The sequence below is a fragment of the Flavihumibacter sp. CACIAM 22H1 genome (assembly GCF_001601815.1).
Lineage (GTDB): Bacteria > Bacteroidota > Bacteroidia > Chitinophagales > Chitinophagaceae > Flavihumibacter.
Genome location: NZ_LUKG01000100.1, coordinates 1 through 12810 on the forward strand (window position 1 = coordinate 1; position 12810 = coordinate 12810).

Here is a 12810-nt window from a genome sequence, read left to right on the forward strand (position 1 = left end):
AAGCGTAACAGTGGTTAAAGACTGGGTTTCACCCCGGGTAAACAAGGCTGCTCCATGTGGAGAAGGCAGTACATCCACTTCCATAGAAAGCGGACGAACATCTTCCAGGCCACGGCCATCCAGCCGAACCCTGTCGTTTAAAATCATATCCCGTACCACATAATACTGTAGATCGGCATAATATTTTTTTGCCAGCTTTTTGATAGAATCAGCCAGTTCTTCCCCTTCTGCTACGTTGTAGGCGGTTTTCAGGTGTTCCATTAATTCTGTGCCGATGGCTTCGAAACGATCGCTTCGATCGTGTTTGGCCAGCGCAGATTTGGCAACCTGGTAAATTTTATCTTTGGCGAAAGCCTGCACTTTAGCATTCAGTTCTTCATTTTCTTCCGGCTTCTTATAGTCTCTTTTTGCGGTTACCCCTTTTTTGGCGCGTAATTCAACCTGTGCCTTTACCTGGCTTTTGATAGCTTCATGGGCTGCTTCGATGGCTGCAATCAGGTCTTCCTCCGAGCATTCTTTGGATTCACCTTCCACCATCATAATATTCTTTTCAGTAGCAGCAATGATAAAGTCCATATCGGCTTTAGCCAGTTCTGAACGGTAAGGATTGATAACAAGTTTACCATCAATTCTTGCTACCCGTACCTCTGAAATGGGCTCCTGGATAGGAATATCAGAAACAGCCAATGCCGCTGATGCAGCCAGGCAGGCCAGCGCATCGGGCATCACTTCAGGATCACTTGAAATAAGGGTTACCAATATCTGAACATCGCAATAGTAATCTTCCGGAAAAAGCGGACGCAAAGCACGATCTATCAACCGGCTGGTAAGCACTTCATAATCATTCAATTTGCTTTCACGCTTGAAAAATGAACCTGGAATCCGTCCGGCAGAAGCAAATTTTTCCTGGTAGTCGACCGTCAGCGGGAAAAAACTTTGTCCCTCCTTGGGTTCTTTGTTGGCCACGGCGGTAGCCAGAATAATACAGTTACCCTGCCGTACCGTTACGGCACCATCGGCCTGGCGAGCAAGTTTGCCTGTTTCAATGGAAACCACACGGCCCCCACCCAGGTCAACGCTCACTGAAATTGGTTGTGTTAACATAATTTGTGCAGTTGGTTAAATGCTGTTAGACAATAGTCAAAAAAGGGATGGCATGCAAAAAACTATTCCCAACATGAATACATCAGTTGGGAATAGTTTGGCAATATCATCAGCTCACTTATTTACGGAGACCCAGTTTCTCAATCAACTGACGGTAACCAGTCAGATTGTGCTTGCTCATATAGGTCAGCAAACGCTTACGTTTACCTACCATTTGCATTAGGCCGCGGTGAGTAGAAAAATCTTTTTTGTTAGCTTGCAGGTGCTTGGAGATGGAACTGATCCGCTCTGTCAGCAATGCAATCTGTCCTTCAATAGAACCTGTGTTAGCAGCATTACCCCCAAATTCAGCGAAAATATTCGCTTTTTTTTCTTTAGTTAAATAAGACATCTTTGTTTTTTTTACGAAACATCCAATAGTATAATCTTCTTAAATTGGCGGCAAAGTTAATGAAATTCCTTACAAATCTCTTGAGTTCTCCTAAATTTTTTGGATTTTGCCCCTTTATTTGAATTCCCCATGCACTACCGGTTTGCCCTCCTTGGCTGTGGACATATTGGAAAAAAACATGCTGCGCTGGCTGCCCGCTATGGCAGTTTGGTTGCCGTGGGCGATCTTCTGCCGGAAAAAGCCCGTGTTTTAGCCGATAGCTGGAACGTACCTGCCTATACCAATCTGACCGACATGCTCCTGGAAACCAACCCAGATATTGTGCTTATCTGCAGCCCCAATGGCCTGCATGCCAGGCATGCTATCGAAGCCCTGCAGGCCGGTTGCCATGTTTTATGTGAAAAACCTATGGCACTTCGGGTACAGGATGCGGAGGCCATGATCCAAACAGCTAAATCGTTTAATAAACGATTGTTTATCGTTAAACAAAATAGGTTCAATCCCCCGGTTGAATGGGTTAAGCAGCAGTTGGAGGCAAAACGTTTCGGTAAGCTCCTTGGTTTCCAGCTGAATGCATTTTGGAACCGGACCACCGCATATTTTACGGAATCTGCTTGGAAAGGCAGTTTGGAACTCGACGGAGGCCCCCTTTTTACCCAGTTCAGCCATTTTGTGGATCTCCTGTATTGGTACCTGGGTGAACTGAAAACGGTCCATTTTGCGCAATCGGAAAACCTACTGCATGAGAATTCGATTGAATTTGAAGACCAGGGTATCGCCATTTTAGAATTTATGTCCGGTATCCGCGGCAGTATTCATTACAGCATCAATGCCTTTGATCATAATATGGAGGGGTCGTTGAGTTTGTTTGGCGAAAAAGGCACCGTTAAAATTGGCGGCACCTACCTGAATAAGCTGGAATACCTGGCGCTACCCGGTGCTGAAAGGCCGGATCTTCCCGAATCTCCGGTAAATGAATACCAGGGATATACAGGCAGCAGCAGTCATCATCACCTGGTATACGAGGCGATGCTTCGTTCCTTATCAGACCCGGCTTACCCCTTTATTAAACCAGAAGAAGCCCGGCATTCAGTACAGATTATTGAGGCCATCTATGCTCAAATGGGCAACCGGAACAGATACTATGAGTAAGCGGATCATTTTTACCGTTACCAATGAGCTGAACTATGATCAGCGTATGCAGCGAATTGCCGGTTCGTTGGCTGCTGCCGGCTTTTCGGTTTGCCTGGTTGGCGTAGCTAAAAAAAACAGCCCTGAATTATTGAAGTTTTCCTTCCAGCAAAAAAGAATAAGGGTATGGTTTACGAAAGGAAAATTATTTTACCTGGAATATATGTTCCGGCTTTTTTGGTGGCTTCTTTTTCAACGGGTTCAGATTCTCTGTGCAATTGACCTGGATACCATTTTACCAGTTTACCTGGTTGCAACCATACGGTCCAAAAAAAAGGTATACGATGCACATGAACTTTTTTGCGAAATGAAAGAGGTGGTGAGCCGTCCGCCCATTTATGCGGCCTGGAAAAAGCTGGAATCCTGGATGCTGCCAAAATTTCGCAGGGGCTACACCGTTAATGAGCCAATTGCCCGGATTTTTGAAGAGAACTACGGGGTACACTACCAGGTGATCAGGAATGTTCCCAAACTGGCGGAAAGCTCCTATTCGTTGGAGAAAAATAGTTTTTTACTTTACCAAGGGGCCGTTAATGAAGGAAGATTATTTGAAGTTCTGATTCCCGCCATGCAATGGGTCGACTACCCTTTACACATTTATGGAGATGGTAATTTTCTGGAACAAACCAGGGCATTGATTAAACAGTATAAACTGCAAGAGAAGGTTTTTCTCAAAGGAAAACTGGCACCGCCGGCGTTGAAAAAAATAACCGCCCAGGCCCTGCTTGGCTTTACGCTCTTCGAAAACCGTGGACTCAGCAATTATTATTCGCTGGCGAACCGGTTTTTCGATTATGTGCATGCCGCTACCCCGCAGATTGCCGTCGATTTTCCTGTTTACCGCAGTTTGAACAAAGAAGCGCCTGTTGCTGTTTTAACAGGTACAACCGATGCCCGGGAACTGGCCATGGAAATAAACAATTTACTGGCAGACCCGTTAAGGTATAAAATGCTCCAGCAAAATTGTTTAAAAAGACGGCAGGAATGGAACTGGGAACAAGAAGAAAAACTATTAATCAACCTTTATAAAGCATTGTAGGTGCTGGTGTCAAGTAGCAAAACGATTCATATAGTGAGTCATGATGTGCCCTACCCCATCGATTATGGCGGGGTGGTGGACATTTTTTGCACCTTACAGGCGCTTAAAGCAAAAGGAATTTCCATCATATTACACTGTTTTGAATATGGACGGGGAGAACAGCCCATTCTGAATGAATATTGCCAGGAAGTACATTATTACAAACGGATGGAAGGGCATAAAGGATTTTGTTTCCACCTGCCCTATATAGTAGCCTCGCGCTCCTGCTCCGATTTGTTGGAGCGGTTAAAGCAGGATGACTACCCGATTTTACTGCAGGGTATACACAGTTCATTTTTATTGAATCATCCGGCGTTCGAAAATAGAAAGATCTTGTTGCGTTTGTTCAACGTGGAAACCACTTATTACCGCGAATTGGCCAAGTATGAAAGATCGGTTCTGAAGCGTGCCTATCTTCTGAATGAAAGCAGGCTTTTAGCCGGACAGGAAAAAAAAGTGGCTAAGGCCTGGCCAGTACTGACCCTTTCAGAAAGAGACAGCCAGTATTACCGGGAAAAATTACAGGCTAGGCAGGTGCATTACCTACCAGTGTTTCATCCATATAAAGAAGTTCGTTCACTCGAAGGGGTTGGTTCTTTTTGTTTATACCACGGCAACCTGGGAGTGGCTGAAAATGAAAAAGCAGCTATCTGGTTATTGCAGGAAGTATTCAGTAAGCTTAAAATACCGTTTGTTGTAGCCGGAAAAAATCCCTCCCAGCGTTTACAACGGATTGCGCATCAGCATACACATACCTGCCTGGTGGCCAACCCCGAAGAAAGAGAAATGAAGGACCTTATTACCCTGGCCCAGATAAATATACTTCCCTCTTTCAATAAAACGGGTATTAAGCTGAAAGTGCTGAATGCATTGTACAATGGACGGCATTGCATTACCAATTCCACCGCATTGGAAGGTAGTCCGCTTGCGCCTCTTTGCCATATCGGAGAATCGGAACAGGACCTACGGCAGCTGCTGCAGGAATTATACCATCGTCCTTTTACGGAAGAGGAAATTTCGTTACGAAAGAAGATTTTGGAAACACATTTCAACGCCGCGGTTAATGCAGACCAATTGCTCACTTATTTATCGTAGCATTATCTTCCACCCTGCCTTTATCGGTACGTAGTGTTCTTGCCGGGTATTTGTGAATGACCGGGTAATCATGCGTGGCCATTACAACAGCTGCTCCATAATCTCTGCTGATATGAAAAAGCAGTTGCATAATTTCATCGGAGGTTTCCGGATCCAGGTTACCGGTAGGTTCATCGGCCAGGATTAGTTTGGGGGAATTGAGCAGGGCCCTTGCTATATCCACCCGTTGCTGCTCTCCTCCACTCATTTCGTAGGGAAACTTAAATCCTTTGGATTTTAATCCTACTTTATCCAGTACATCGGCAATTTTTTCATCCATCAATTGCTCGTCTTTCCAGCCAGTGGCGCGCAAAACAAACTTGAGGTTATTATTGACATTCCGGTCGGTTAACAGCTGAAAATCCTGAAATACAACCCCCAGGTTACGGCGGAGGAACGGAACTTTTTTCCAGTCCATCTCCTTGAGATTGAACCCAACTACGGTACCCTCTCCTTCTTTAAGTGGAAGATCGCCATACAGTGTTTTGAGTAAACTTGATTTACCGGTTCCTGTTTTACCAACCAGGTATACAAATTCCCCCCTGTTAATGGTTATGTTCACATCCTGGAGCACCAGATTAGTTCCCTGGTAAATAGTCGCATTCCTGAGTTCTATAATCTTTTCAGCCATGACGATAGCGCAATTGATTCGGGCAAATGTAAAGGGAAAATGGTTGTTAACCAATAAAGCCCACTCCTACTGTACTATTGGTACCCTCATCAATCAGTATAAAACTGCCGTTTCGCTTATTAGCTGCATAACTGTCGGCATTTACGGGTTTGGCCGTTTTAAGAGAAATATAACCAATTTCGTTTAAGCCGATTTCCTCCACGCCTTCGATGGTTTGGTAATCAAGTACATTAATGCTGCTGAAAAGATTGGTTACTTTGGCTTTTACACGGTTACTGCCATGCTGCAACAAATAGGTTTTGCCGGCTTTCAGCGGCGTATGATCCAGCCAGCATACCATGGAACTGATTTCTTTAAGCGGTGCAGGCGTTTCCGCTTTTTTTACCAGCATATCGCCCCTGCTGATATCAATTTCATCTTTCAGGGTAATTACGACCGAATCGCCGGATTCTGCCACCGGCAGGCTTTGTTCAAACTGATAAATATCTTCGATCACCGATTCCTGTTGGGAGGGTAATGCTACCACCACATCTCCTTTTGCAAGGGTACCGCTACTTAGTTTACCGGCAAACCCCCTGAAATCGTGCCACTGTTCAGATTTTGGACGAACCACATACTGTACCGGGAAGCGCGCAGGCAGGTTGTTTTCAATGGTATGCCATTCGATTCCTTCCAGGAACTCCAGCAAAGCCGGGCCGTTGAACCAGCTCATTTGTGCAGAGCGGGTGGATATATTATCGCCATACAAAGAGGAGGCTGGAATAAACTCCAATTTTTGCTCCTTGAAATTTGCTTTTTCAAAAAGTTCTTTAAACTGTGCACGTATTTGGTTGAATTGTTCCTCGGAATAATTAACCAGGTCCATTTTATTGATACATACCACTACATAGGGGATCCGAAGTAACTGTGTGATATAGAAGTGGCGGTGGGTCTGTTCCACAATACCGTTCCGGGCATCGATCAGAATGATGGCTACCTGTGCATTGCTTGCACCCGTAATCATGTTCCTGGTATATTCGAAATGGCCCGGGGTATCGGCAATGATGTATTTCCTGGTTGGAGTGGAAAAATAAATATGGGCTACATCAATAGTAATGCCCTGCTCTCTTTCGGCAATCAACCCATCCGTTAATAGTGACAGGTCTGTATAATCCACCCCTCTTCTTTTACTTGCTTTTTCGATAGCTTCCAGTTTATCGGCTGTAATGCTGTTTGTTTCGTATAATAAACGGCCTATCAGGGTACTTTTTCCATCATCTACACTTCCTGCCGTTGCAATTCTAACAATATCCATATCAGAAACATTAAATATTAAACAAATGATTTTATAATTAATCGAATACTCCAGATCATTACGATAATGCCTACCCCAATCATCATGGTTTTGGCGGGAAGTTTTCCGGCCAGGCGCGCTGAAATAGGAGCTGCAATAACGCCCCCAAAGATCAACCCCACTACCACGGGCCAGTGGCCTAAGCCAGCTGTAAAGAAAAAGGTAGCAGCACTTGCCATGGTAATAAAAAACTCGGTTAAACTCACCGTACCGATCGTATACCGCGGACTTCTTCCTTTTGAGATGAGGGTACTGGTAACAATCGGCCCCCATCCGCCACCGCCAAAGGAATCCAGGAAGCCCCCACACCAGGCCAGCCAGCCCACTCGTTTTATTTTTTTGTTAGGGGTGGAATTTTGAAAAGCCCGGCTAAATATTTTAAAACCCAGGAACATGGCATACAGTGCAATGATCGGCATCAGCCAATCGCCGGCTGTTTCACCCAGGAATACCAACATAACTGCTCCTAATATAGCCCCCAGTACACCCGGAATTACCAGGTGCTTGAAGAGTTTCTTGTTCACATTTCCAAACCGGTAATGGCTATAACCGCTGACACCGGCCGAAAATATTTCCGAAGTATGAATAGCGGCGCTAACCGATACCGGGTTAACCCCCGCCGTAATAAGGCAGGTAGCCGAGGTAACTCCGTATCCCATCCCCAACAGACCGTCTACCAACTGCGCCAGGAAACCGGCCAGCATGAAAAACAGGAATTGTTGATTAATATACTCCCGGGTGCTGGCCCATAACTCGGGTAAAGGCGGCAAGGGAATAGAAGACAATACCAGGTGCCCCACAATCATTGCTGCAAACAGGATGATCAGTTTGGTAGCAATCGATTTCCATTTTTTTTCTTCGTTTATTTTTCTGGGTTGGGTATCATCTACCAATACCTTCGTTATATCGTTGAGCTGTTTTACTTTCTCCGAAAAATTACCATTCATACGAGATCGCAGCACCTGCATATTGTCCAGTACCTGGTCCATTTCGGCAGGGATGGCATCGGTGAGTAACTCTTTTAAGCGTTTGGCCACCGTAGGTGATTTTCCATTGGTACTTATGGCAATTTTCAGGTCTCCTTTGTGCACGATACTTCCCAGATAAAAATCGCACAAATCCGGTGTATCGGCAATATTGGCTAAAATGCCTTTGGCGGCCGCAGCCTCTTTAACGGCCGCATTTAATAGTTTATCGTTGGTTGCTGCAATAACCAGGTCCTGTTCATTGAGGTCCTCCGGATCAAAAACCTTCTCCACCAATGTCAAACCCGGGTAGGAAGGCTGGAGTTCGCGGATAGCCTGACTTATTTCTCTTCCTACCAGTTTTATGCTGGCATTGGGAGATGATTTTAGTAAGGAATTGAGTTTTTCTTCTCCTACATAACCACCTCCAACTACCAGAACCTGTAGCTGGTCTAACTTCAGAAAGACCGGGTATAAATTATTGGTTGTTGCAGGTGTCATTTTGCGGTTGCTTTTTTGGTGGGATTCAGTTGTGCGTACAGGTTTATTTGAAGGCCCGTATTATGCAATAAAACAGACTGGTCATTTATTTTTCGCTGTAATAATTGCCGAATATGAATAATGCCGGCTTCCAGTTGCAGTTGTTTGGAAAAATGATAACCTGCCAACAGGCTCACCCTGTTTTGATCAAAATGGTTATCCGGAACATTTTTTCCATAAGCTACCATCAGCTCATTCTGCAGTTGCACAAAAGGATAACGTTGCTGATCCGCTTTCCGTTTAATGGGAAGCTGTGTTTTTAGTTGGTAGCGTACCCGGTTGGCATACAGGTAACTGCTGTTTTTTGATCCGGCAGTTGGGGTTCTTTCCAACCATCTTTGTTCGGTCATTACCCGGTGCCGAAATTCGATATTACCTGCAAGGTGTTTATAAGCGATCATCTGATACAACCGGTGTTCATTGCTTTTCAACCCTTCCGAATTGGAGGGGAAATTTCCATAGGGAATATTTTCAACCCACGTATAGCCAGTTCGAAAATGCCAGGCAGAGAAGGGTTTAAAATTTACCCCGGTTCTGATAAGACGCTGAAACAGTTCTTTCTGCAGGGGTTCATACCGCTGGTTATAATCTACATGCAACCCCCATTTTGGTCCCAGGTTGGTGGTAAGATTCAACTGATACCAGCCAATAGAATTGTAATCATGCAATTTGCCTGATTGAGCGGTGCCAGTCAATGGGGTTAGTATAGAGCAATAAGTTGCCAGCGTAGCCATTTTTTTAGTGATCTGTAACATTTGTATCAACTTCCGGCAATTAGAAGTACCCTTCTTTCTTTCGTTGTTCCATAGCTGCTTCACTTCTTTTATCATCCATTCTGGCGCCGCGTTCGGATATCTTCGCAGCCAGAATTTCACGGATGATATCATCAATTTCATTGGCGGTGGAAGCAACAGCGGCGGTACAGGTCATATCTCCTACGGTCCGAAACCGTACAATCTCTTCAAAAGGAATTTCGTCTTCGCTGGTATTCAGAAAATCGGAATACGGCCAGATCATACCATCGCGTTCAATCACCTGTCTTTTATGGGTATAATAAATGGATGGAATAGCCATTTGTTCTTCCTTGATATAGGTCCATACATCCAGTTCTGTCCAGTTAGAAATCGGGAATACTCGAACATTTTCTCCGATATTAATCCTCCCGTTCAGCATTTCGAAAAGTTCGGGGCGTTGTTTTTTGGGATCCCACTGGCCAAAATCATCGCGTACGGAAAAGATCCGTTCTTTGGCACGGGCCTTTTCTTCATCGCGCCGGGCACCACCAATACAGGCGTCAAATTTAAATTCCTCGATGGCATCCAGCAGGGTTACTGTTTGAAGCACATTACGGCTGGCATATTTTCCGGTTTCTTCTTTTACTTTCCCTGCATCGATGCTGTCCTGAACGTAGCGTACAATTAATTCGGCACCGGTTTCTTTCACCAGCCAGTCGCGGAATTCAATGGTTTCAGGAAAATTATGCCCCGTGTCTACGTGTAACAGGGGAAACGGGATTTTACCTGGCCAGAATGCTTTCTGCGCAAGACGCACCAGGGTAATGGAATCCTTTCCACCGCTGAATAACAATGCCGGGCGTTCAAACTGGGCAGCTACTTCCCGCATGATATAAATACTCTCGTCCTCTAACATTCTGGGAAATGCGGGAATGATACTGTTTGCTGACATAGTTGATCTTCTTTTCTATCTTATTAATTCAATTTGATACTTGTTTCCTGGTGCAGGCCACATTCTTTTTTAGAGGCTTCCCACCACCACCTTCCGGCCCGGATATCTTCGCCGGGTTCAATGGCTCTGGTACAGGGTGCACAACCAATGCTTGGAAAGCCTTTATCGTGCAGGCTGTTGTAGGGCACATTTTCCTGTTGAATAAAGGCCAGCAGTTGCTCGTAACTCCAATCAAGCAGTGGATGAATTTTGATGAGTTGGTGCGCTTCATCCCATTCTGCAATGGGTAGGTTTGCCCTGTTCTCACTTTGATCTGCCCGTAAGCCGGTAACCCAAACCTTTGCACCTGCCAGTGCCCTGTTAAGCGGTTCTACTTTTCTTATATAACAGCATTCTTTCCTGTTTTCCACAGATTCATAGAAACTGTTAGGACCTTTTTCCGTAATCAGCTGCTGTACTTTTTCAGTAGCCGGAAAATAGGAATGAATGGTTACTTTATACCTTGCAATGGTTTTATCGAGCAAGTCATAGGTTTCCTGGAAAAGGCGCCCGGTATCGAGCGTGAAAATTTTTACCGGTAGTGCCTGGCGTGCCAGCAGATGGGTAATGACCTGGTCTTCCTGCCCCAGGGAGGTGGAAAAGACCATACCTTCCGGGTATTGCTGACTCATCCACTTTAACCGTTCTGGTGCGGTCAGCGCATTCAATTGTTTATTTAATTCCAGTAGATCCATGCTATAAATTGCTTAATATAAACCTTCAATCGATAAATAACGCTCACCGGTATCATAGTTGAAGGTGAGTACGGTACTGCCGGCAGGAATTTCTGCCAGTTTTTTAGCTACCGCTGCAAGTGATGCACCGCTTGAAATGCCCATAAAAATTCCCTCTTCTTTAGCTGCACGCTGTGCATAAGAGAAGGCATCATCTTTTGAAACGGCAATTACACCGTCAATTACGTCTTTGTTATAGATACCTGGTACAAATCCGGCACCAATTCCTTGGATGGGGTGAGGTGCGGGAGATCCGCCGGAAAGTACGGGAGAAAGTTCGGGTTCCACAGCAAATACTTTCAGGTTAGGGAATTTTGCTTTTAGGATTTCGGCACAACCGGTAATATGCCCCCCTGTACCAACACCGGTAATCAGGTAATCCAGTCCATTTGGAAAATCGCGGATTATTTCCTGGGCAGTTGTTTGCCGGTGAACCTCTGTATTAGCGGGGTTGTCAAATTGCTGGGGCATCCAACCGTGGGGGGTAGCGGCTACCAGCTCTTTAGCTTTTTCAATGGCGCCTTTCATCCCTTTTTCACGGGGGGTAAGTTCAAAACTGGCACCATACAAACTCATTAACCGGCGTCTTTCAATGCTCATGCTTTCCGGCATAACCAGGATGAGTTTATAGCCTTTTACCGCAGCAACCATTGCCAAACCGATTCCTGTATTACCAGAAGTAGGTTCAATGATTACACTATCTTTTGAAAGCAACCCTTTTTTCTCTGCATCCTCCACCATGGCCAGTGCAATCCGGTCTTTGATACTGGCGCCAGGGTTGGCTCTTTCCAGTTTAACATAAACGGAATGATCAGAACCGAACAGACGATTCAGTTTAACATGTGGAGTATTTCCAATTGTTTCTAAAATGTTTTGCGCAATCATACTTGTAGGTTAATGGTGAAGGATTATTAAATGACCCAGTTTAGGGGTTCGGTGAAATCTTTCTTGTTTTTAACGGTAATGATCGGTTGGTGGTAGGCAATGCTCATAGCGGGTACGGAATCAACAATAAAACAGTTTCCGCCGATAATACTGTCCCTTCCTATGATGGTTTTTCCACCTAAAATTGTACTATTCGCATATACAATAACGTTATCTTCAATAGTGGGGTGGCGCTTGGTTTCCGCTTCCTCTTTTTTAACAGCCAGGGCTCCGAAAGTTACTCCCTGGTATACTTTAACGTTTTTACCAATTACGGTAGTTTCTCCAATAACCACACCTGTACCATGGTCAATCATAAAAGGCACCCCAATACTTGCACCCGGGTGAATATCAATTCCTGTAGAAGTGTGGGCAAATTCACTGATTATTCTTGGAATCAGCGGTACATCCAGGCGGTATAATATATTGGCAACCCGATATGCAGCAATTGCCTGAAAGCCCGGGTAGGTAAGAACTACTTCCTCTATAGATTTGGCCGCCGGGTCGAATTGCAGCATAGCCTGGGCATCTTCCAGCAGCGAAGCTTTACAATTTTCCAGTTCTTCAAAAAAAGAAGTGGCAATTTTTTCTTCATTCAACTGGTAGGTTTTGCCGAAGGCAAATAAAATTTCAAGCAAACTGTTACGCAGGCTTTCCTGTTTGCGTTTATGTTTTATACCATAATTTTTTTCATTTTCCACTACGGGAAACAGGAATTCAAATAATTCCTGGGAAAAATCTATGACCCTCTTTTTCTGAGGAACGGAAGTACTTAATATATAGCCTTGTTGTAAACTCATGTCTTAACGATTTAGGCAATTTGTTGCTGAAGTTGTTCCTGGATACCGGAAAACCAGTTGATTTCCTGGTGGTATTTTACTACTTCCCCAACAATGATCAATGCAGGTGTTCCGATAGCCGCCGCTTCTACCTGGGAAGAGATGGAACTGAGCGTACCCGTTACCACCCGTTGGTTAGACAAACTGCCATTTTCAATTACTGCTGCCAGCACATCGGCCGATTTACCTGCTTCAACCAGGTGGCGGGCAATTTCGCCAAT

Annotated in this window: 12 protein-coding genes and 2 pseudogenes; 3 read left to right on the top strand and 11 right to left on the bottom strand. The window is 44.8% G+C overall.

The window, feature by feature from the left end; all coding sequences use genetic code 11:
* Together A1D16_RS19300 and rpsO are read right to left on the bottom strand one after the other, a co-directional pair.
* Positions 1-1104: pseudogene (locus A1D16_RS19300) on the bottom strand (polyribonucleotide nucleotidyltransferase); the annotation flags it as partial.
* Positions 1105-1222: 118 nt separating this feature from the next.
* Entirely contained in the window at positions 1223-1495 is a 273-nt protein-coding gene (rpsO, locus tag A1D16_RS19305; RefSeq protein ID WP_187254729.1) for a 30S ribosomal protein S15, read from the bottom strand.
* 129 nt (positions 1496-1624) lie between these two features.
* Here rpsO and A1D16_RS19310 point away from each other — a divergent pair, with 129 nt between their 5' ends.
* From A1D16_RS19310 to A1D16_RS19320, 3 genes are read left to right on the top strand one after another with little or no spacing between them, the layout of a single operon-like run.
* Positions 1625-2647, top strand: coding sequence for a Gfo/Idh/MocA family oxidoreductase (locus A1D16_RS19310; RefSeq protein ID WP_290712573.1), 1023 nt, complete (start codon positions 1625-1627; stop codon positions 2645-2647).
* Positions 2610-3725 carry a glycosyltransferase gene (locus A1D16_RS19315; protein ID WP_290712575.1) on the top strand — a complete coding sequence of 372 codons (1116 nt, stop codon included), beginning with the start codon at positions 2610-2612 and terminating at the stop codon, positions 3723-3725. Before A1D16_RS19310 ends, A1D16_RS19315 begins: the two co-directional genes overlap by 38 nt.
* Positions 3726-3758: 33 nt before the next feature.
* Complete coding sequence (locus A1D16_RS19320) at positions 3759-4859, top strand: glycosyltransferase (RefSeq protein WP_290712577.1); 1101 nt, start codon at positions 3759-3761, stop codon at positions 4857-4859.
* Here A1D16_RS19320 and A1D16_RS19325 read toward each other — a convergent pair.
* From A1D16_RS19325 to A1D16_RS19365, 9 genes and pseudogenes are all read right to left on the bottom strand, one after another.
* Positions 4843-5529 carry an ATP-binding cassette domain-containing protein gene (locus A1D16_RS19325; RefSeq protein ID WP_290712579.1) on the bottom strand — a complete coding sequence of 229 codons (687 nt, stop codon included), beginning with the start codon at positions 5527-5529 and terminating at the stop codon, positions 4843-4845. The genes A1D16_RS19320 and A1D16_RS19325 overlap by 17 nt on opposite strands.
* 46 nt (positions 5530-5575) lie before the next feature.
* The gene (locus A1D16_RS19330) at positions 5576-6823 is read right to left on the bottom strand and encodes a GTP-binding protein (protein ID WP_290712581.1); all 1248 of its coding nucleotides are present in this window, start codon (positions 6821-6823) and stop codon (positions 5576-5578) included.
* Positions 6824-6840: 17 nt separating this feature from the next.
* The gene (locus A1D16_RS19335; RefSeq protein WP_290712583.1) at positions 6841-8328 is read right to left on the bottom strand and encodes a TSUP family transporter; all 1488 of its coding nucleotides are present in this window, start codon (positions 8326-8328) and stop codon (positions 6841-6843) included.
* Positions 8325-9122: a DUF2490 domain-containing protein gene (locus A1D16_RS19340; protein WP_290712586.1), complete on the bottom strand. Its 798-nt coding sequence runs from the start codon at positions 9120-9122 to the stop codon at positions 8325-8327. Before A1D16_RS19340 ends, A1D16_RS19335 begins: the two co-directional genes overlap by 4 nt.
* A gap of 19 nt (positions 9123-9141) precedes the next feature.
* Positions 9142-10053 carry a sulfate adenylyltransferase subunit CysD gene (gene cysD, locus A1D16_RS19345; RefSeq protein WP_290712588.1) on the bottom strand — a complete coding sequence of 304 codons (912 nt, stop codon included), beginning with the start codon at positions 10051-10053 and terminating at the stop codon, positions 9142-9144.
* A gap of 23 nt (positions 10054-10076) precedes the next feature.
* Positions 10077-10787, bottom strand: coding sequence for a phosphoadenylyl-sulfate reductase (locus A1D16_RS19350; protein WP_290712590.1), 711 nt, complete (start codon positions 10785-10787; stop codon positions 10077-10079).
* A 12-nt stretch (positions 10788-10799) separates the two neighbouring features.
* Complete coding sequence (cysK, locus tag A1D16_RS19355; protein WP_290712592.1) at positions 10800-11711, bottom strand: cysteine synthase A; 912 nt, start codon at positions 11709-11711, stop codon at positions 10800-10802.
* A gap of 26 nt (positions 11712-11737) precedes the next feature.
* Entirely contained in the window at positions 11738-12550 is an 813-nt protein-coding gene (epsC, locus tag A1D16_RS19360; RefSeq protein WP_290712594.1) for a serine O-acetyltransferase EpsC, read from the bottom strand.
* A gap of 11 nt (positions 12551-12561) precedes the next feature.
* Positions 12562-12810, bottom strand: a pseudogene (locus A1D16_RS19365) (hypothetical protein); the annotation flags it as partial.